Source organism: Paractinoplanes rishiriensis (assembly GCF_016862375.1).
In the GTDB taxonomy this organism is placed as follows: domain Bacteria; phylum Actinomycetota; class Actinomycetes; order Mycobacteriales; family Micromonosporaceae; genus Actinoplanes; species Actinoplanes rishiriensis.
Genome location: NZ_BOMV01000024.1, coordinates 19,294 through 37,403 on the forward strand (window position 1 = coordinate 19,294; position 18,110 = coordinate 37,403).

Sequence of the window (18,110 nt, forward strand, 5' to 3'; positions counted from 1 at the left end):
GCTGATAGCGCGAAACGACCTCTCTACCGCTACGAAGACGCCATCGGCGTGTCGATGCCACAATCCGCACCCGGCCATGCATCCTAGGAACCTAGGGTCAAGGAGGACATCCCATGGCGATCAACCCCGGAGCTGCCGAGTTCCCGCACCGCCAGATCGCGACCCAACTCCGCGAACGCATCCGCCGCGGCGACTGGCAGCCCGGCGAGCGCCTCCCCTCGATCCCCGCCATGGCCGAGATGTTCGGCGTCGCCAAGCAGACCGTCCAGCGCACCGTCGACCAGCTCCGGGTCGAAGGCCTCCTGATCACCAAGCCCGGTTCGGGAACCTACGTCCGCGGCACCCGCCGCCGCCTGAACCGTCTTTCTCGCGGTCGCTACGGCGCCCACCGCGGCTACCACGCCGATCTCGCCGCGCGCTATCGCCAGCAGCTGGTATCCGTCGGCCGGGAGCCCGCCCCGCCCGAGGTGGCCGACGCATTCGGCGTCCGCGACGGCACCGAGATGCTGGTCCGCCGGCACATCGTCCGCACCGACGACGCCACCGTCGAGCTGGGCGCGTCCTGGTTCCGGGTAGCCGAGGCGTCCGGCACCTCCCTGGAACGCGCCGAGGCGTTCGGCCGCCCCCTCTATCAGGAGGCCGAGGAGGTGCTGGGCAAGCGCTACGCCTCGGCCACCGACACGATCAGCGCCCGCCAGCCCAGCCGCGACGAGGCCGAGATTCTGCAGATCCGCCCGGACACCCCGGTCCTGCACCTGCTGCACGTGGCCTTCGACGAGACCCGCAAGCCCATCGAGGTGGCGCAGGCGACCTGGCCGGGCCCGATGACGACGCTCACCGAGGAGTACAAGATCCCCGCGCCTACCCCGGCGCCCGATCCGGGCCCGGGCCTCGCTCTCGCCTAGAACCCGTAGAAAGCACCCGCAACGCCCGCGCCGCCGCCACGCGAACCCGGGGCACCTCATCCGACAGCAGCTCCACCACCACCGGTTGCGCGTCATCCACCCCGTACCGCGCAATGATCTTGAGTCCCTGCTCCCGGACCCGCCACCAACCGTCCCCCAACGACGTCAGGATCGCCCCCACGATCGCCGGCTCGTCCGCCGCCGGGGCCCCCGTCACCCCCAGCGCCCACCCGAGCCCGCGCGTCCCCCAGACCCGCAGCCAGTACCGCTGATCATCCGGCGCGTGCAGATACTGAGGCGCATCCGGCCCACCGAGCACGAGCAACAGCGCCGGATCCGCCTCCCCGCCCTCGATCAGCTCCACGCACGCCGCCACCACCTCGCGCACGCCCCGCGCAGCACAGGCCACCTCGATCTTCTGCCGCGGCGTAGACATGGCTGGGAGCGTAAAACAATCAAAAGCAAGAGGAGGTACGCGTCGGCACGAGTCCCGTGGCGCACGACCGGCCGGGTGGGTGGTCACCCCCGCCGCCCGGCTGCCGGGCTGTCCCGGGGGGCTGAGGTCAAACCAGGAACCTGAGTTGTAGCTCACGGTCCACGGCTTCTGTCACAGGCGCTGGATAGGCTCCTGACCATGGACGCTTGGAGCGGGCACGACATTCCGACGCTGCCGGGAGACGCGCAGTTGCCGCGGCTGTACGACTCGGCGCGGCAGTCGGTGCAGGCCACCGCCCCCGGCGACGTCGCGACCATGTATGTCTGCGGCATCACGCCCTACGACGCCACCCATCTCGGGCACGCGGCCACCATGATCACGTTCGACCTGATCAACCGGGCCTGGCGGGACGCCGGCCGCACGGTGCGATATGTGCAGAACGTGACCGACATCGACGACCCCCTGCTCGAACGCGCCCAGCGCGACGGTGAGGACTGGGTGGTCCTCGCCATGCGGGAGACCGCCCTGTTCCGGGAGGACATGGAAGCGCTGCGGATCATCCCGCCGGAGCACTACATCGGTGCGGTCGAGTCGATCCCGGCCATCGCCGCGCGCGTACGCGACCTCCTGGCGTCCGGCGCGGCCTACACCCTCGACGACGGCACCGGCGACGTGTATTACCCGATCGCCGCCGCGCCCCAATGGGGCTACGAGTCACACCTGTCCGGCCCCGAGATGATCGCGCTGTCCGCCGAACGCGGCGGCGACCCGGAGCGCCCCGGCAAGCGCGACCCGCTCGACCCCCTGCTGTGGCGCGGCGCCCGCGACGGCGAGCCGGCCTGGGACGGCGGCGACCTGGGCCCCGGCCGCCCCGGCTGGCACATCGAGTGCGCCGTGATCGCCCTCGACCTGCTGGGCGACACCATCGACGTGCAGGGCGGCGGCAACGACCTGCTCTATCCCCATCACGAGTGCTCCGCGGCCCACGCCGAAACCCTGACCGGCAAGGCCCCCTTCGCGGCCCACTACGTACACGCCGGCATGATCGGCCTGGACGGCGAAAAGATGTCCAAGTCCAAGGGCAACCTGGTCTTCGTCTCCCGCCAGCGCGCCGACGGCGTAGACCCGATGGCGCTACGCCTGGGCCTGCTCTCCGGCCACTACCGTGCCGACCGCGAGTGGACCGACGAGGTACTGAAGGACGGCCAGCAACGCCTGTCCCGCTGGCGAGCGGCCGCCGCAGCCCCCGCCGGCCCGTCCGGCGAGGGCTTACGAGCCGCAGTCCGCGAATCCCTGCACAACGACCTGGACTCCCCCACCGCACTGGCCATAGTCGACGCTTGGGCCGAGTCCGCCCTGACCGGCGCCGGAGACGACGAAACCGCCCCAGCCGCGATGGCCCAAACAGTCGACGCGCTGCTGGGCGTCCGCCTCTGAGCGTCAGACCACCCAGAGCCTGACCAGGTTCGCCCGCCAGGTCAGCTCACTCCACCGTCGCGGCCGCGCCCCGACCCAATCCACACCGGGCGCAGCGGACACGCGTTGCCGGGCGCCGTCACGCCCCAGGGCGGCGGAAGCGCTGTCATCCCCATGCCGATTCACCCACTCCCTGAACCCGGCGGGGCGGGCGGTGCTGCTGTGCCGGCGGGATTCAAGAGACGACGGCCCGCGCGGACTCTAACCGCCAACCGAGGACGCCGGGCCCTTTTGCCGAAAAAGAACGCCTTTGTCTGGACTTAGCGGCAAACGGCCACATTTTGCTAACAAGACCGCCAGACTGTTCGTGGTCCTAATCTCGTTCGAAAGGAAACATCATGCGTCGTCCGGTTATGTACCTCGCTGGCATGCTCCTGGCCACCGGCGCGAGCCTTGCTCTCGCGGGACCCGCGTCCGCCGCCCCCGGACACACGCCGTGCCCGTACGGCCAGAGCTACTACGCGGGCTACCCGAGTGGTTTCGGCTCCGACTACGAGCAGAACTCGTTCAACGGCATCCAGCTGCTGGGCAACCAGGGCAGCGGCAACCAGGGCGGCCTCATCCCGATCCTGTCGCCGTTCAGCTGACCCGCCCGCCGCGCGACCGGTGAATGCCGGTCGCGCCGGCCGATAACCCTCGACCCGAGGAGCCTGCCTGGCTCCTCGGGTCGTGCATTTTCGCCGGTCAGACCGGAGGCCAGGGAATCGCCGGCCAATCCTGGGGCGGCTTGGGGAAACGGCCCGCCCGCAGGAGGCGTTTCACGCGCAGCCGGATGTGCTGGACCTCGGAAAGCGTCAAGTGGCCTTCCAGGATCTCGCCCAGTTTGGACTCCAGGGCGACGGCCAGGCGCGGCAGGATTTCGCACGCCTCGGCCGGTAACGGCCTTCCGGTCCAGCCCCATAGGACAGTGCGCAGTTTGTTTTCGGTGTGGAAGCTGATGCCGTGGTCCACGCCGTGTACGGCGCCGGTGGCGGGGTAGAGGACGTGCCCGCCTTTGCGGTCGGCGTTGTTTATCACCGCGTCGAAGACCGCCAGGCGGGCCAGCCGGGGGTCGTCGGCGTGGGCCAGGGCGTAGGCGTCGCCGTCCTCGTCCCGGGCGTTGGCCACCGGAAGCCAGCCCGGCGGTACGTCGTAGGCGGGGACGAAGCCGATCATGGACTCGGCCTCGGCGGGCTCGTCTATCCACAGTTGCAGCGCGCCCGCACCGAGCGGGCCGTCGCGGAGGATGGTGGGTGGCACCAGATCCCAGCCGGTGGCCTGGGAGACCAGGTAGGCGCTCACCTCGCGACCGGCCAGGGTGCCGTCGGGGAAGTCCCAGAGTGGTCGTTCGCCGCGGACCGGTTTGTAGACGCAGCGGCGGGTCAGGCCGTGCAGGGTGATCTCGGCGCGCAAGGTGGTGTTGGAGGCGTCCACGAGCCGGCCCTCAATCTCGATCCGCCCGTGGGTGAGCAGGTCCAGAGCATCGCTCTCGGCGAGCGCGGCGGCCGGCTCGGTGGTCACCGGTGGTAGCCGTTGTGGCGGGGACAGAGGTGACCGGCCGGGTCGAGTGGCTGGCCGCAGAGCGGGCAGGGTGGGCGGCCGGCGGCCACCACGCGGCGGGCCCGGTCGATGAACGCCCTGGTGGCCTCGGGGCTGAGGCGGACGCGGAGACGGTCGAGGTCGTCGTCGGGCTCGTCGTCGTCCTCATCGGCGTCGTCGGGCTCGTCCGGGTCGTCAGGGCCCAGCTCGATCTCGACCTCGGCGTCGCCGGCCTCGATCGCCTCGATCACGACGGTGCTGGTGTCGACGTCGAAGGCCAGCCCCAGGGTGCCCACCCGGAATTCCTCGTCGACCGGAGTGTCGAGCGGCTCGTTGTCGTGGGTGCTGGTCTGCGGCAGGTCGGGCAGGGAGACGCCGAAGCGCTTGTTGGCCTCGACGAGCAACTCCTCGAGCTTTTCGGCGAGGAGCGACACCTGGACCTTCTCCAGCGCGACGCTGATCACCCGCCCGCCGCCCCGCGCCTGGAGGAAGAACGTCCGGTCGCCCGGCTCGCCCACCGTCCCGGCCACGAACCGCTCGGGCGGCTCGAACGAGTGCACCTGGTGGGTCATGCCGTCAACCCTATCGAGCCGGGCCCAGGATCGCCCATCCTGCAGGACCGGGTTCGCCTAGGGCGCAACGCCGTGGACCTGCGGTAACACGGATGTCACGCAGTGTGCCCGGCGCCACCGCCGACCGCCGCGTCAGATTCCTTCGGGGGTACGAGCGACGCCAGGTCGGCGGTGTCGTTCATCCGCACCACGAACGGCCTCGTCGGCGTATAGGAGATGACGCTCACCGAGGCGGGGTCGGCCACGATCCGCTGGAACTGGTCGAGGTGCAGGCCCAGCGCGTCGGCCAGGATGGCCTTGATCACATCGCCGTGCGTGCAGGCCAGCCAGAGGGCGCCGGGGCCGTGCTCGGCACTGATCTTGGCGTCCCAGCGGCGGACCGTGGCGATCGCCCGGGCGGACATCTCGGCCATCGCCTCGCCGTTCGGGAACACCACGGCGCTCGGGTGGGCCTGCACCACCGGCCAGAGCGGGTCCTTGGCCAGCGTCTTGAGCTCCTGGCCCTCCCAGTCGCCGTAGCCGCACTCGATCAGGCCGTCGTCCTCGATGATCTGGGCCTCGGGCAGGGCCAGTTCGACGGTACGACGGCAGCGCGGCAACGGGCTGGACACCACCGCCGACAGCGGCAGTTGACGCAGCCGCTCGCCGGCCCGCACGGCCTGGGCCCGGCCGGTGTCGTCGAGGTCGACCGGGCGGCGGCCGGCCAGTTCGCCGGTGGCGTTGGCCGTGGTGCGCCCGTGCCGGAGCAGCAGAACGGTGGCCACTACTCGCCCACGCCGGACTCTTCGTACGCCTCGAACACGATCCGCAGCGTGTCGATGCCGCTCTTGAGGTCGCCCACGTACGGGCTGACCGACAGCGTGCCGACGCCGGCCGCCGCGTACTGCCGGATCCGCTCGACGATCACCGGCTTGGGCCCGACGATCGAGGTGCGCTCGATGAACTCCTGCGGCACCGCCTCGGCGGCCTCGGCCTTCTGCCCGGACAGGTAGAGGTCCTGAATCGTGCGGGCCGCGTCCGGGTAGCCCATCCGGACCGCCAGCTGGTTGTAGAAGTTCTGCTCGCGGCTGCCCATGCCGCCGACGTACAGCGACGCGTACGGCCGGATGACGTCGGCGCACCAGGCCACGTTGTCGCCGACCACCACCGGCACGGTCGGCGCCACGTCGAAGCCGGTCAGGCCCAGCCCGTGCTTGGCCCGGCCGCGCTCGATGTGCTGGAGGTACTCGCCCGCGGCGTCCGGCGCGAAGAAGATCGCCAGCCAGCCGTCGGCGATCTCGCCGGCCAGTTCCAGGTTTTTCGGGCCGACCGCGGCCAGATAGATCGGGACCGCCGGGCGGGGCGGATGGAAGCCGAGCTTGAGCGGCTTGCCGGGGCCGTCCGGCAGGGGCAGCGTGTAGTGTTCGCCGGCGTACGACACCGGCTGCCGGGCGACCGCCATCTTGACGATGTCGACGTACTCCCGGGTGCGGCCCAGCGGCTTGCCGAAGCGGACCCCGTGCCAGCCCTCGGACACCTGCGGGCCGGAGACACCGAGGCCGAGCCGGAACCGGCCGCCGGACAGGGTGTCGATGGTGGCCGCGGTCATCGCGGTCATGGCCGGGGTGCGGGCCGGGATCTGCATGACGGCCGAGCCCAGGTCGATCTGCTCGGTTTGGCCGGCGATCCAGCTGAGCATGCTGACCGCGTCGGACCCGTACGCCTCGGCCGCCCAGACCACCGAGTAACCGAGCCGGTCGGCCTCCTGGGCCATCGCGAGGTGGTCGGCCGGCGTGGTCCACGCCGACTGATATCCGAGGTTGAGTCCGAGTCGCACGTTTGCAGCCTACTGACCTACGGAGCGTTATTTCCCGTCCGGTAACCGACGCGGTTGACCTGGGCCGGAGCATTTCGTCAAGGGGCGTCTCTGAATAAGGTTCACTACATGCAACAGCGACCGCTCGGCCGAAGCGGGCTGGGGGTCTCGCGGCTCGCCCTCGGCACCATGACCTGGGGCCGGGACACCGACCCCGACGACGCGGCCGCCCAGCTCAAGCTCTATCTCGAGGCCGGCGGCACGACGCTCGACACGGCCGACGTGTACGGCGACGGCGACGCCGAGTCGGTGATCGGCTCGCTGCTCGACCACCTGGTGCCGCGGGACGAGGTGGTGATCGCCACCAAGGCCGGGCTGACTCCGCACGGTTACCGCCGCCGGGACGGTTCCCGGGGCAATCTGCTGCGTTCGCTCGACCTGTCGCTGCGCCGGCTCGGCACCGACTACGTCGACCTGTGGCAGGTGCACGGCTACGACCCGCAGACCCCGGTCGAGGAGACCCTGGCGGCCCTCGACCACGCGGTGACCAGCGGCCGGGTGCGCTACGTCGGGGTGTCCAACTTCGCCGCCTGGCAGACCGCGCGGGCCGCCACCTGGCAGTCGGCATACCCGGGCCGGGCCCCGATAGTGGCCGCCCAGATGGAATACTCGCTGCTCGAACGCGGCATCGAGCGGGAACTGCTGCCGGCCGCCGCGGCGCTCGGCTTCGGCGTGCTGGCCTGGTCGCCGCTGGGCCGCGGGGTGCTGACCGGCAAATACCGCAACGGCCGCCCGCTGGATTCGCGGGCTGCCACCGAGCACCTGGCCCCGTTCGTGCAGACCTACCTGGAGCCGCGCAGCTCGAGCATCGTGCAGGCGGTGGTGACCGCGGCCGCCGGCCTCGGGGTGTCGCCGCTCGAGGTGGCCATCGCCTGGGTGCGCGACCGGCCCGGGGTGGCCGCGCCGATCCTGGGTGCCCGCACCGCGGCCCAGCTGCAGGGCGTGCTGCAGAGCGAGGATCTGACCCTGCCGGCCGAGATCGCCACGGCGCTCGACGACGTGTCGGCCATCGACGTGGGCTATCCCGAGCGCGACGGCGAGGGCTGAGGCGCTCGTGCTGCTGCGGCGCGCGGTCTTTCTGCTGCTCGGTGCGGTGGTGCTGCTCCCCTGTGCGCTGGTCGCCGGGGTGCTGGTGCAGGCGGTCCGGGCCGGCGACCCGGGCGGCCTGATCACCGGACTGGTGGCGCTGACCGCGGCGGCGGTGCCCCCGTTCCTGGCCGGCACCCGCGAGTTGGAGATCGCCGCGACCCGGGCCCTGCTCGGCACCGACCTGCCGCCGCCGGAGCCGGGCCGGCCGGCGCTGGAGACCCGGTTGCGGGCGGCACTGTGGTTCGGCCTGCATCTGGTGACCGGTGGCCTGGTGGCCGCGGCGCTGGTGGTCGCGGTGCCGCTGGCCCTGCTGGCCTTCACCGAGCGGCTCGGCATCACCCGCGGCCAGCTGGGCGGCGACCGGTGGCTCTGGACCGCGGCCGGGGTGGCGCTGCTGGCGGCCACCTTCTACGCGACGAAGTGGCTGGGCGCGCTGGCCCACGCGATGGCGCCGGTGCTGCTCGGGCCGTCGCCGGCCGAGCGGGAGGCGGCGCTCGCGGCCCGGGAGCGGGCGCTGGCCGACCGCAACCGGCTGGCCCGCGAGCTGCACGACTCGGTGGGGCACGCGCTGACCGCGACCACCCTGCAGGCGGGCGCGGCGCGGGCCGTGTTCGACCGCGATCCGGAGTTCGCCCGGCGCGCGCTCGGCGCGATCGAGGAACTGGGCCGCACCGCACTCGACGAACTGGACGCGGTGCTGGGGGTGCTGCGCGACGACGCGCCCGACCGGACTACCACGCCCAACCTGGGGGTGCTGCGCGACGACCCGGCCGGCCGGACCACCGCGCCCACTCTCGACGACCTGGGCCGGCTGCTCACCGACGAGATCACGGCCGAGGTCGCGGCCGTCGACGTGCCCGAGCCGGTGTCCCGGGAGGCATACCGGATCGTGCAGGAGAGCCTCACCAACGCGGCCCGGCACGGCGCCGGCGAGGTCCGGCTGCGGCTCGGCGTGGAGGGCGATCGGTTGATCATCGAGGTCCGGAACCGGCTCGCGGCCGGCCGGGGTGTCACCGGGATGCGCGAGCGGGTGATGCTGCTCGGCGGCGACCTGACCGCCGGACCGGACGGCGAGGAGTGGCGGCTCCGGGTGCGGCTGCCGTGCTGAGCGTGCTGATCGTCGACGACGACGAGCTGATCCGGGCCGGGCTGCGGGCGATCATCGAGGCCGAGGACGACCTCACCGTGGTCGGCGAGGTGCCGGACGGCTCCGAGGTGGTTGCGGCGGCGGTCCGGCTGCGCCCGGCCGTCATTCTGATGGATGTACGCATGCCCCGGGTCGACGGCATCCAGGCGACCCGGTTGCTGCTGGACCGGGTGCCCGACCCGCCCCGGGTGCTGGTGCTCACCACGTTCGAGAACGACGAGTACGTGTACGAGGCCCTCCGCGCCGGCGCCGGCGGCTTCCTGCTGAAACGGGCCCGGCCCGCGCAGATCGTCGAGGCGGTGCGGGTGGTCGGCGGCGGCGAGTCGCTGCTGTTCCCGGCGGCCGTGCGCCGGCTGGCCGCCGCGTACGGACCGGCCGAGGCCCGGCTGCCCGGCGCGCGGCTGACCGAGCGGGAGGCCGAGGTGCTGGCCCTGATGGCCGACGGCCTGTCCAACGCGGAGATCGCCGGCCGGCTGTTCCTCGGCGTCGAGACGGTCAAGACGCACGTCGGCAGCATCCTGGGCAAGCTCGGGGTCCGGGACCGGACCCAAGCGGTCGTGGTCGCGTACCGCTCCGGATTTATCTCCCCCTAGAGAGGGACGCGCCCCGCTCCCCGGAGGGATCACCCAGGCTCGCGTCTTCGCGAGTGTCGAGGCATGACCAAATTTCTCGCGGCCGGCTGGTCGGCCGCCTACGCCACGATCGCGCTCGGCTGGACGATCACCGGTCGCGGCTTTCCGTTCGGGCCGGACGACCCGGGCCGGGACGGCAGCCCGCTGCGCAACCTGGACCCGGGAATCGGGGCGCCGCTGTTCGCCGCGGTGCTGGCGATCACCACGGTGGTCCTGCTCGTCATGGCCGGACGGGAACTGCCGCGCGGGCCGGCCCGGACCGCGCTGCTCACCTGGATGTGGCTGGTGATCGCCGCCCTGCTGCTGGTGGTGCCGGACATCCGGCTGCTGATGATCACCGGATACGTCCCGATCCTGATCGTCGGTTTTCCCTTCGGCTACCCGCCGGTGGACTACTCCGAGATTCTCACCTGGGTCCTCGGCAACCAGGCCTTCGCGGTGGCCGGTGGCCTGCTGCTGTGCCGGACCGTGCTGCGCTGGCAGTTCCGCACCGCCGGGGCCTGCGCCGACTGCGGCCGGCCGGCGCTGTCCGGGCCGGTCCGGTGGGGACCGGCGGTCACCTACGTCGCCGCGGTGATCCCGCTGCTCTACGCGGTCAGCCGGGTCGGCTGGGCGCTCGGCATCCCGGTCGGCGTCACCCCGGAGTTCCTCGACGAACTGCGGCGCACCGGCCTGGTCTGGGCCGGCCTGGGCCTCGGCCTGTTCGCGATCGCCGGCTCGATCCTCACGCTCGGCCTCGTGCAGCGCTGGGGTGAGGTGTTCCCGCGCTGGATGGTGGGGCTGGCCGGTCGTCGGGTGCCGATCCGGCTCGCCACGATCCCGGCCACGCTGGTCGCCGTCTTCGTGGGTTCCGCCTCGGTGGCGCTGGCCGCCGATCCGGAGAGCTGGCGCACGATCCTGACGCCGGACGGCCTGGCCAGCGCGCCGTGGGTCACCTGGCCGGCGTGGAGCGTGGCGCTCGGTGCCGCGACCCTGGCCTACTATCTGCGCCGCCGCCCGGCCTGCGAAATGTGTGGCGTAGGAGATCCCCCCGCAGGGGTAGTGCCGGTCACGCAGGCGGGCGCATATTAGACCGCATGGACTACGAATACGCGCCGCTGCGGTTGCCCTCAAATGTCGACAGGTTGACCGCGGCGGCGCAGCTCGCCATTCAGGCGGAGTTTTCCGGATGGGAGCTGGCGCGGGTCCAGCTCTTCCGGGACGGCACCCGCAAAGTGATGCTCCGCCGCCGGATCCAGCCTAACCCCCAGCCGGGACTCAGTTACTAGCCAACCCTCAGTGGTTGTGCCCGGCGTGATCCTCTTCCTCGTCCGACAGGAAGGGGTGCTCGTCGAGCCTGCCCACCAGCAGGTCGCCCTCCCTGGGCGCGAACGGCCCGTCGCCGTCGGAGTCCTCGTACGCCTCCAGGTCGAGCGGCTCAGTGATCTCGCTGACCGTGAGCAGCCCGTCGAGCGGCTCGAGCTCCGGCACATCCAGCGACGACAGCGATCCGTCGCCGGCCTGGAGCAACTCCAGCACCGCCTCGCCGACCGATTCCACGGGGCCCGCGTCCTCGTCCTCCGGCACCGAGTTGCGCCGCGCCACGTCGGCCACCCGGAGCAGCGCCGACACGCTCGGCACCCGGTAGTCGCGGCGCTGCCGCACCGAGATCACCTGCGGGTACGGGTCGGTCGAGTCGCCCGGCTCGGAACCGTCGATGCCCAGGCCGAACCGGTGGTCCGCCTCGTCCGGGTCGATCGACTCGACATCCCAGGGCGTGACCTCACCGAAGGCGTCCAGCAGCTTCTCGTCGTACGCGAACGAGGCGTTGTTCAGATCGACGTACGCCTGCCAGACGTCGTCGTCGTCGATTCGGCCGGCGGCCGACTTGACCGCCGCGAGGTGCGCCCGGGCAGCCTCCACGACACGGTCGAGGGCGGCGTCGAGCTCCGCGTTCTGGTCGGTCATCGATGTAGGTCCTTCCGGGAATCAGCTGTTTCGGAGCAGACGGTCGAGCACACGCACGCCGAACTTTAGTCCCTCCACCGGGACCCGCTCGTCGATGCCGTGGAACAGCGCCGCGAAGTTCAGGTCGGCCGGGAGCCGCAGCGGCGCGAAGCCGAAACAGCGGATCCCGAGCGTCGCGAACGCCTTGGCGTCGGTGCCACCGGACATCAGGTACGGCACGGTACGCGCACCCGGATCCTCGGCACGCAGCGCGGCGCCCATGGCGTCCACCAGCGGCCCGCCGAACTCGGTCTCCACGGCCGGCTGCCGGTGCATGTGCTCGATCTCGATGTCCGGCCCGATGATCTCGCGCAGCTCGGCCAGGAACGACTCGGCCTGACCGGGCAGCGTGCGGCAGTCGACGGTGGCCGACGCCTTGCCCGGGATCACGTTGTCCTTGTAGCCGGCCTCGAGCCGGGTCGGGTTGGCCGTGTTGCGGATGGTGGCGCCGATCAGGTTGGCGATCGGGCCGAGCTTGGCCACCGCGATCTCCGGGTCGTCCGGGTCGAGGTCGATGCCGAGCGCGTCGCCCACCTCCTGCAAGAACGTGCGCACGGTCGGGGTCAGCACCACCGGGAAGCGGTGCCGGCCGACCGCCGCGACCGCCTCGGCCAGCGCGGTGACCGCGTTGTCGTCGTGGATGAACGAGCCGTGCCCGGGCCGGCCGGTGGCGTGCAGGCGCAGCCAGTCCAGGCCCTTCTCGGCGGTCTGCACCAGATAGAGGCGCAGGTTGTCGTTCACCGTGTAGGAGTACCCGCCGACCTCGCCGATCGCCTCGGTGCAGCCCTCGAACAGGTCACGGTGCTCCCGGACCAGCCACTGCGAGCCGTACTCCATCCCGGCCTCCTCGTCGGCCGTGAAGGCGAGCACGATGTCGCGCGGCGGTACGTAGCCGGTGCGCTGCCAGTCCCGGACCACGGCGAGCATCATCGCGTCGAAGTCCTTCATGTCGATCGCGCCGCGGCCCCAGAGATAGCCGTCCTTCTCCGCACCGGCGAACGGCGGGACGGACCACTCGCTCGCGTCCGCCGGCACAACATCAAGATGACCGTGTACGAGGAGAGCGCCGCGGGTCCGGTCCGCGCCGGGGATCCGGGCCACCAGGTTGGCCCGTTTCGGCGCCGACTCGTGCAGCTCGAAGTCGAGGCCCACCTCGGCGAGCTGCGCGGCGACGTACTCGGCGGCGACCCGCTCGCCGGCCGTGGTGCGCGGGTCGCCGGTGTTGGTGGTGTCGATGCGCAGCAGGTCACGGCAGATGCCGGTGACCTCGTCGGCGGCGGTGGTCGTCATCCGCCCTTCATACCAGCCGGGGTTTGACGGGATGTTGCTACCGGGTACTGCGGCGGCCGTGTCCTCCCTCAATCTGCCCCCGCTGCCGCCGGTCGGCGGCGAGACCACCGGCCGCAACGTCGTCGACCTGCTGGCCGAACAGCATCGCGAGCTGGTCGAGCTCTCCGACCGGCTGGCCGCCGAGCCGGACGACCGCCGGCTGGCCGACGTACTGATCGCCACGATCTCCCGGCACCTGTCCGCCGAGGAGCAGTACCTCTATCCCGCGATCCGCTCGGCGGTGCCCGGCGGCGAGGAACTGGCCGACCGCGAGCTGGCCGAGGACCACGACCTGCTGGTCACGCTGCAGCGCCTGGACCGGGGCGAACAGGCCGCGACCGAGGTCGCCGAGGCGGTGCACCGGCACGTCGCGGCCGACGCCGAGGAGCTGCTGCCGGTGCTCACCCAGATGGTGTCGCACGAGGATCTGGTGCGGGTCGGCAACCGGATCGAGACGGCCGAGGAGGCCGCGCCGACCCGTCCGCACCCGGGCACGCCGTCCACCCCGCCGTGGAACAAGATCGTCGATCCGGCGGTGGCCGTCGTCGACAAATTCCGGGATGTTGTCACACGGCGTACGACGTACAGTCGCGATTTGTAACGTTACCAACGGGTTGCGTAACCGTTTTGTCACAAGTGGAGAATCTTTCACCTGTCTCCAGGGCTAGCCTTCGATGTCTCGGAGGTCCTAACGTCACGCTATGAACCTGGAGCTGCGCCATCTCAAGGTGGTATGTGCCATCGCCGAGACCGGCAGCGTGACCAAGGCAGCGTCGCAGCTCGGGCTCGCCCAGCCGGCCCTGACCGCTCAGCTGCAGCGAATCGAGCGCACCCTCGGCGGCCCGCTCTTCGAGCGCGACCGCCGCGGCGCCCGGCCCACCGCCCTGGGCGAGCTGGTGCTGGCCCGCGCCCGGGTGCTGCTGCCCGCCATGAAGGGCCTGCAGGACGAGGCGGCCCGGCTGGCCGGTGCCACCGGCACCGAAAAGATGAGCCGCTACCGGATCGGCGCCATCGGCGGTCCGATCCTCGGCGGCATGGTGCACCGGCTGTCCCAGGCACAGCCGGATGCTCAGGTGACCACCTATGCGACGTACTACGTCGAGGAACTGGCCAACATGGTGCTGGCCGGCAAGCTCGACTACGCGCAGGTGGGTGTCTGCGGGGACGCGATGCCCTCCGCCGAGTTCGGCCTGGTCTGGCAGACCATCGCGGTCGACGCGGTCTGCGTGCTGATGCCCGAGGACCACCCGATGGCCAAGGGCAACGACGTCGACCTGGCCGAACTGGCCGAGGAGCAGTGGGTCGGCGGCACCGGCGACGGCTGCTTCGCCGACTGCTTCGCGGCGGCCTGCGCCCGGGCCGGGTTCACCCCGCGCCGGGTGCTCGAGACCGACATCCGCGGCTGCGTCGACATGGTCGAGTCGGGCTCGGCCCTGGGCCTGTGCCAGCCGACGTTCCGGCCACCGGCGGCGCTCACCCACCGCCCGATGCGCGGCGCGCCGCTGCGGTGGCGGCTCGTGCTCGGCTGGCACCCGGACTCCCCCGCGGCCCGCAACGCGTCCACGCTGATGTCCATGGCCCAGGAGTCCTACCAGGAGGTCGTCGGGCGCAACCCGCAATACCTGGAGTGGATGGCCGACTATCCGCACCTGGGTGGCGCGGTAGACGGCCTCGCTCCGCTCGGTAACGTCTGACCGGCTTTTCTAGGCCGGCGCCGGGTGCGGCGTGCTCGGCGTGAAGCTGAGCCCGCCGCCGGACACGTCCACCCGCACCGTCTGGCCCGGTGCCAGGTCGGCGGCCAGCAGCAGCGTGGACAGCCGGTTGTCCAGCTCGCGCTGGATCGTGCGGCGCAGCGGCCGGGCCCCGAACTCCGGCTGGAAGCCCTTGCCTGCCAGCCAGTCCACGGCCGCCGGGGTGATGTCCAGCGTCACGTCCTGCGCGTGCAGGCGGCGCCGGGTCTCGGCCAGCAACAGCTCGGTGATCTGCCGCAGCTGCGCGGTCTCCAGCTGCCGGAACACGATGATCTCGTCGATCCGGTTGATGAACTCCGGTCGCAGCTGCTCGCGCAGCCGCCGGTCCAGCCGCTCCCGCAGCTCGGTGTCGTCGCCACCCTCGCCGGCGCCGAATCCGACGCTGCGCCGGGTGCCGCTGATCAGGTCCGAACCGATGTTGCTCGTCATGATCAGCACGGTGTTCTTGAAGCTCACCGTGCGGCCCTGGCTGTCGGTCAGCCGCCCGTCGTCGAGCACCTGGAGCAGGATGTTGAACACGTCCGGGTGCGCCTTCTCGATCTCGTCCAGCAGCACCACGCTGTACGGCTTGCGCCGCACCGCCTCGGTCAGCTGGCCGGCCTCGTCGTAGCCGACGTATCCGGGCGGCGCGCCGACCAGGCGGGACACGGTGTGCCGCTCCTGGAACTCGCTCATGTCCAGCCGGATCATCCGGTCCGAGTCGCCGAACAGCGCCCCGGCCAGCGCGCGGGCCAGCTCGGTCTTGCCCACCCCGGTCGGCCCGAGGAACAGGAAGCTGCCCACCGGCCGCTCCGGGTCACCCAGCCCGGCCCGGGACCGGCGGACCGCCTCGGCGACCGCGACCACCGCGTCGTCCTGCCCGATCACCCGGTCGTGCAGGTGTGCCTCGAGGCGCAGCAGGCGGTCCCGCTCCTCCTCGGTGAGCTGGGCGACCGGGATGCCGGTGGCCCTCGACACCACCTCGGCGACGTCCGACTCGGTCACCTGCGGCACCCCGGTGGCCGCCACCGTGACCGCCGCGAACTTCTCCTTGATCGCGTTGATCTCGTCCCGCAGCGACGATGCCCGCTCGTAGTTCTCCGCGGCCACCGCCTGATCGCGGTCCCGGCTCAGCTGCTCCAGCCGGCGCTCGTCCTCGCGGGTGTCCGGCGACGGGGTCTTCACCCGCAGCCGCACCCGCGCGCCGGCCTGGTCGACCAGGTCGATCGCCTTGTCCGGCAGGAAGCGGTCGGTGATGTAGCGGTCGGACAGCTGCGCGGCCGCGTCCAGCGCCTCGTCCGTGATCCGCACCTGGTGGTGCGCCTCGTAGTTGTCCCGCAGGCCGCGCAGGATCGCGACGGTGTCCTCGACGCTCGGCTCGCCCACCAGCACCGGCTGGAACCGCCGGGCCAGCGCCGCGTCCTTCTCGATGTGCTTGCGGTACTCGTCCATGGTGGTCGCGCCGATCACCCGCAGCCGCCCGCGGGCCAGGGCCGGCTTGAGCATGTTGCTGGCGTCCATGCCGCCGCCCTCGCCACCACCGGCGCCGACCAGCGTGTGGATCTCGTCGAGGAAGACGATCAGCCCGTCCCCCTCGTTCTGGATCTCGTCGATCACCTTGCGCAGGCGCTCCTCGAAGTCACCCCGGTAGCGGGTGCCCGCGACGAGCCCGGCGAGGTCGAGCTGGATGACCCGCTTGCCCTCCAGGGTCTGCGGCACGTCACCGTCCACGATCCGCTGGGCCAGGCCCTCGACCACGGCGGTCTTACCGACGCCGGCCTCCCCGATCAGCACCGGGTTGTTCTTGGTACGCCGGGACAGGATCTCGACGGCCTGCTCGATCTCGTCGGCCCGGCCGATCACCGGGTCGACCTCGCCGCGCCGGGCCAGCTCGGTGAGGTCCACGCCGTACTGCTCCAGCGTGGGGGTCTTGCCGCTGCCGCCACCGCCGGCCGGACCGCCGCGACCCGGGTGCGGCTGCGGCTCGGCGTGCTGGAGCGCCTGCGGGTCGAGCTTGCCGCCCAGCAGCCGGCCGGCCGCGGAGTCCGCGTTGAGGCCGAGGGCCATCAGGATGTGCTCGGGCCCGACATAGGAGGCGCCCAGCGCCCGGGAAATCTGCAGGCTGTCCAGCAGCGCGCGCTTGGCGGCCGGGGTCAGCGCCACCTGGGCGGGACCGTCCTCGCGGACTCCCGCGGGCCGGCCCAGCGCGGACAGCAGACTCTCCGGATCGACGCCGGCGCGGCGCACGGTCTGCCGCATCGGCTCCTGCTGCAGAACGGCCCAGAGCAGGTGGTCGGTGTCCAGGTCGGCGAGCGTCCGGTCCGGATCCGCGAGATCGGCGGCACGACGCGCGGCGGTGGACAGCACCTCACGGGCGTCACCACTCATGTACTTCGTGATGTCGATGCGCGGCTGCCGGCGCGGCTCGGCCGCCCCGAAGAAGCGCGCGAACAGGTCGTCCCAGTTGCCGGGCCCGCCCGGTCCGATCGGTCCGATGCTCATTGGTCCACTTCTCTCCTGTTGCTAGCGGCTGCACGCCCCCGCATTCCCCGGCGTGCGACCGTTATCAGCGCTGGTGACCATCCGTTGATTCCCAGATTTCGCAGAAACTTGACTCAGGTACGCTCAACTTTCATGACCCCACCTCAGGCTCCGGTTCCGCCCCCGGTTCCGCCCCCAGTTCCGCCCCCGGCACCGGCTCCGGCACCGGCTCCGGCACCGGCTCCGGCACCGGCTCCGGCTGCGGCTGCGGCTGCGGCTGCGGCTGCGGCTCTGGTGATCGTCGACGGCGCCAACGTCGTCGGCTCCGTCCCCGACGGCTGGTGGCGCGACCGAGCGGGCGCCGCCATCCGCCTCCGCGATCGCCTGGCCACACTGTTAGAGCCCGGCATCTCCGATATTTCAGGACCGGTGGAGATTGCGCTGGTAGTGGAGGGCAAAGCCCGAGAAATTCCCCAAACCACCAACGGCGTACGCATCGAGCGAGCCCCCGCCTCCGGAGACGACAAGATCGCCGACCTGGTCAGAGCCGCAGCCCCCACCAGACGCACCGTCGTGATAACCGCCGACCGCGGCCTGCGCACCCGGGTCCTGGCCTTGGGCGGCGAGGTCCGCGGCCCGTCCACCATCCCCCGCTCCTGACCACCCGCCGACAGCCACCTCCCACCGCCCGCCACTCCCACACCGGCAGTAGCCACGAGACCCGGGGCCCCACACCGGCAGTTCGTCACGAGACCCCGCCCCCAGCGCCCCACCCGGCGCCCCACCGCTCCGCCGACCTGCCACCAAGCACCACCACGAGCGCCCCCACCCGTCGACCCCACGCCGCCCGGACCCGGCACCAACGCACTGTCCCCATAAGCGCGCCACCCCGAACCCGCCAGCAACGCACTGCCCGAGCCCGGCGCCGCGTTGCCCGAGGTGCGGCACATAGCC

General features: G+C 71.8%; 19 protein-coding genes. 11 read left to right on the forward strand and 8 right to left on the reverse strand.

What is annotated here, in order from left to right; genetic code table 11:
• The first annotated feature begins 113 nt into the window (after nucleotides 1–113).
• Nucleotides 114–905: a GntR family transcriptional regulator gene (locus Ari01nite_RS12895; RefSeq protein ID WP_203781434.1), complete on the forward strand. Its 792-nt coding sequence runs from the start codon at nucleotides 114–116 to the stop codon at nucleotides 903–905.
• Here the strand turns inward: Ari01nite_RS12895 and Ari01nite_RS12900 are convergent.
• Entirely contained in the window at nucleotides 862–1,341 is a 480-nt protein-coding gene (locus Ari01nite_RS12900; RefSeq protein WP_203781435.1) for a HEAT repeat domain-containing protein, read from the reverse strand. The two genes, Ari01nite_RS12895 and Ari01nite_RS12900, sit on opposite strands and share 44 nt — an antisense overlap.
• Before the next feature lie 198 nt (nucleotides 1,342–1,539).
• On the opposite strand from Ari01nite_RS12900, the gene mshC reads away from it, so the two are divergent.
• A complete protein-coding gene (mshC, locus tag Ari01nite_RS12905; RefSeq protein WP_203781436.1) occupies nucleotides 1,540–2,778 on the forward strand; it encodes a cysteine--1-D-myo-inosityl 2-amino-2-deoxy-alpha-D-glucopyranoside ligase in 1,239 nt (412 codons plus the stop codon).
• Between the two features lie 377 nt (nucleotides 2,779–3,155).
• Complete coding sequence (locus Ari01nite_RS12910; RefSeq protein ID WP_203781437.1) at nucleotides 3,156–3,404, forward strand: hypothetical protein; 249 nt, start codon at nucleotides 3,156–3,158, stop codon at nucleotides 3,402–3,404.
• A gap of 97 nt (nucleotides 3,405–3,501) precedes the next feature.
• On the opposite strand, the gene Ari01nite_RS12915 is transcribed toward Ari01nite_RS12910, so the two are convergent.
• The 4 genes from Ari01nite_RS12915 to Ari01nite_RS12930 all read right to left on the reverse strand — a co-directional run bounded on the left by Ari01nite_RS12915 (nucleotide 3,502) and on the right by Ari01nite_RS12930 (nucleotide 6,723).
• Nucleotides 3,502–4,317 carry an SCO1664 family protein gene (locus tag Ari01nite_RS12915; RefSeq protein WP_203781438.1) on the reverse strand — a complete coding sequence of 272 codons (816 nt, stop codon included), beginning with the start codon at nucleotides 4,315–4,317 and terminating at the stop codon, nucleotides 3,502–3,504.
• Nucleotides 4,314–4,907, reverse strand: a complete 594-nt coding sequence (locus tag Ari01nite_RS12920) for a DUF3090 domain-containing protein (protein ID WP_203781439.1) — start codon at nucleotides 4,905–4,907, stop codon at nucleotides 4,314–4,316. The genes Ari01nite_RS12915 and Ari01nite_RS12920 overlap by 4 nt, the downstream gene beginning before the upstream one ends.
• 95 nt (nucleotides 4,908–5,002) lie before the next feature.
• Entirely contained in the window at nucleotides 5,003–5,671 is a 669-nt protein-coding gene (locus Ari01nite_RS12925; protein ID WP_203781440.1) for a histidine phosphatase family protein, read from the reverse strand.
• Nucleotides 5,671–6,723 carry an LLM class F420-dependent oxidoreductase gene (locus Ari01nite_RS12930; protein WP_203781441.1) on the reverse strand — a complete coding sequence of 351 codons (1,053 nt, stop codon included), beginning with the start codon at nucleotides 6,721–6,723 and terminating at the stop codon, nucleotides 5,671–5,673. Before Ari01nite_RS12930 ends, Ari01nite_RS12925 begins: the two co-directional genes overlap by 1 nt.
• A gap of 108 nt (nucleotides 6,724–6,831) precedes the next feature.
• On the opposite strand from Ari01nite_RS12930, the gene Ari01nite_RS12935 reads away from it, so the two are divergent.
• The 5 genes from Ari01nite_RS12935 to Ari01nite_RS12955 all read left to right on the forward strand — a co-directional run bounded on the left by Ari01nite_RS12935 (nucleotide 6,832) and on the right by Ari01nite_RS12955 (nucleotide 10,898).
• The gene (locus Ari01nite_RS12935) at nucleotides 6,832–7,809 is read left to right on the forward strand and encodes an aldo/keto reductase (protein ID WP_203781442.1); all 978 of its coding nucleotides are present in this window, start codon (nucleotides 6,832–6,834) and stop codon (nucleotides 7,807–7,809) included.
• A gap of 7 nt (nucleotides 7,810–7,816) precedes the next feature.
• Nucleotides 7,817–8,959, forward strand: a complete 1,143-nt coding sequence (locus Ari01nite_RS12940) for a sensor histidine kinase (protein ID WP_239162710.1) — start codon at nucleotides 7,817–7,819, stop codon at nucleotides 8,957–8,959.
• The gene (locus tag Ari01nite_RS12945) at nucleotides 8,953–9,591 is read left to right on the forward strand and encodes a response regulator transcription factor (protein ID WP_203781443.1); all 639 of its coding nucleotides are present in this window, start codon (nucleotides 8,953–8,955) and stop codon (nucleotides 9,589–9,591) included. The genes Ari01nite_RS12940 and Ari01nite_RS12945 overlap by 7 nt, the downstream gene beginning before the upstream one ends.
• A gap of 63 nt (nucleotides 9,592–9,654) precedes the next feature.
• Nucleotides 9,655–10,701, forward strand: coding sequence for a hypothetical protein (locus Ari01nite_RS12950; RefSeq protein ID WP_203781444.1), 1,047 nt, complete (start codon nucleotides 9,655–9,657; stop codon nucleotides 10,699–10,701).
• A gap of 5 nt (nucleotides 10,702–10,706) precedes the next feature.
• A complete protein-coding gene (locus Ari01nite_RS12955; protein ID WP_203781445.1) occupies nucleotides 10,707–10,898 on the forward strand; it encodes a DUF5703 family protein in 192 nt (63 codons plus the stop codon).
• A 7-nt stretch (nucleotides 10,899–10,905) separates the two neighbouring features.
• Here Ari01nite_RS12955 and Ari01nite_RS12960 read toward each other — a convergent pair whose 3' ends face one another.
• Nucleotides 10,906–11,577 carry a hypothetical protein gene (locus Ari01nite_RS12960; RefSeq protein ID WP_203781446.1) on the reverse strand — a complete coding sequence of 224 codons (672 nt, stop codon included), beginning with the start codon at nucleotides 11,575–11,577 and terminating at the stop codon, nucleotides 10,906–10,908.
• A 21-nt stretch (nucleotides 11,578–11,598) separates the two neighbouring features.
• Nucleotides 11,599–12,906 carry a M20/M25/M40 family metallo-hydrolase gene (locus Ari01nite_RS12965; RefSeq protein ID WP_203781447.1) on the reverse strand — a complete coding sequence of 436 codons (1,308 nt, stop codon included), beginning with the start codon at nucleotides 12,904–12,906 and terminating at the stop codon, nucleotides 11,599–11,601.
• 58 nt (nucleotides 12,907–12,964) lie between these two features.
• On the opposite strand from Ari01nite_RS12965, the gene Ari01nite_RS12970 reads away from it, so the two are divergent.
• Both Ari01nite_RS12970 and Ari01nite_RS12975 read left to right on the forward strand, forming a co-directional pair.
• The gene (locus tag Ari01nite_RS12970) at nucleotides 12,965–13,546 is read left to right on the forward strand and encodes a hemerythrin domain-containing protein (protein WP_239162711.1); all 582 of its coding nucleotides are present in this window, start codon (nucleotides 12,965–12,967) and stop codon (nucleotides 13,544–13,546) included.
• 100 nt (nucleotides 13,547–13,646) lie between these two features.
• Nucleotides 13,647–14,639, forward strand: coding sequence for a LysR family transcriptional regulator (locus tag Ari01nite_RS12975; RefSeq protein WP_203781449.1), 993 nt, complete (start codon nucleotides 13,647–13,649; stop codon nucleotides 14,637–14,639).
• Between the two features lie 9 nt (nucleotides 14,640–14,648).
• Here the strand turns inward: Ari01nite_RS12975 and Ari01nite_RS12980 are convergent, their stop codons facing one another.
• Entirely contained in the window at nucleotides 14,649–17,177 is a 2,529-nt protein-coding gene (locus tag Ari01nite_RS12980) for an ATP-dependent Clp protease ATP-binding subunit (protein ID WP_203781450.1), read from the reverse strand.
• 273 nt (nucleotides 17,178–17,450) lie between these two features.
• Here Ari01nite_RS12980 and Ari01nite_RS12985 point away from each other — a divergent pair, with 273 nt between their 5' ends.
• Nucleotides 17,451–17,816: a hypothetical protein gene (locus Ari01nite_RS12985; protein ID WP_203781451.1), complete on the forward strand. Its 366-nt coding sequence runs from the start codon at nucleotides 17,451–17,453 to the stop codon at nucleotides 17,814–17,816.
• Nucleotides 17,817–18,110 lie beyond the last annotated feature (294 nt).

Coding starts and splice junctions, on each gene's coding strand:
- Ari01nite_RS12920 (WP_203781439.1), bottom strand. CDS start 4,907: ATGACCCACCAGGTGCACTCGTTCGAGCCGCCCGAGCGGTTCGTGGCC.
- Ari01nite_RS12955 (WP_203781445.1), top strand. CDS start 10,707: ATGGACTACGAATACGCGCCGCTGCGGTTGCCCTCAAATGTCGACAGG.
- Ari01nite_RS12960 (WP_203781446.1), bottom strand. CDS start 11,577: ATGACCGACCAGAACGCGGAGCTCGACGCCGCCCTCGACCGTGTCGTG.
- Ari01nite_RS12950 (WP_203781444.1), top strand. CDS start 9,655: ATGACCAAATTTCTCGCGGCCGGCTGGTCGGCCGCCTACGCCACGATC.
- Ari01nite_RS12900 (WP_203781435.1), bottom strand. CDS start 1,341: ATGTCTACGCCGCGGCAGAAGATCGAGGTGGCCTGTGCTGCGCGGGGC.
- Ari01nite_RS12975 (WP_203781449.1), top strand. CDS start 13,647: ATGAACCTGGAGCTGCGCCATCTCAAGGTGGTATGTGCCATCGCCGAG.
- Ari01nite_RS12910 (WP_203781437.1), top strand. CDS start 3,156: ATGCGTCGTCCGGTTATGTACCTCGCTGGCATGCTCCTGGCCACCGGC.
- Ari01nite_RS12980 (WP_203781450.1), bottom strand. CDS start 17,177: ATGAGCATCGGACCGATCGGACCGGGCGGGCCCGGCAACTGGGACGAC.
- Ari01nite_RS12895 (WP_203781434.1), top strand. CDS start 114: ATGGCGATCAACCCCGGAGCTGCCGAGTTCCCGCACCGCCAGATCGCG.
- Ari01nite_RS12935 (WP_203781442.1), top strand. CDS start 6,832: ATGCAACAGCGACCGCTCGGCCGAAGCGGGCTGGGGGTCTCGCGGCTC.
- Ari01nite_RS12965 (WP_203781447.1), bottom strand. CDS start 12,906: ATGACGACCACCGCCGCCGACGAGGTCACCGGCATCTGCCGTGACCTG.
- mshC (WP_203781436.1), top strand. CDS start 1,540: ATGGACGCTTGGAGCGGGCACGACATTCCGACGCTGCCGGGAGACGCG.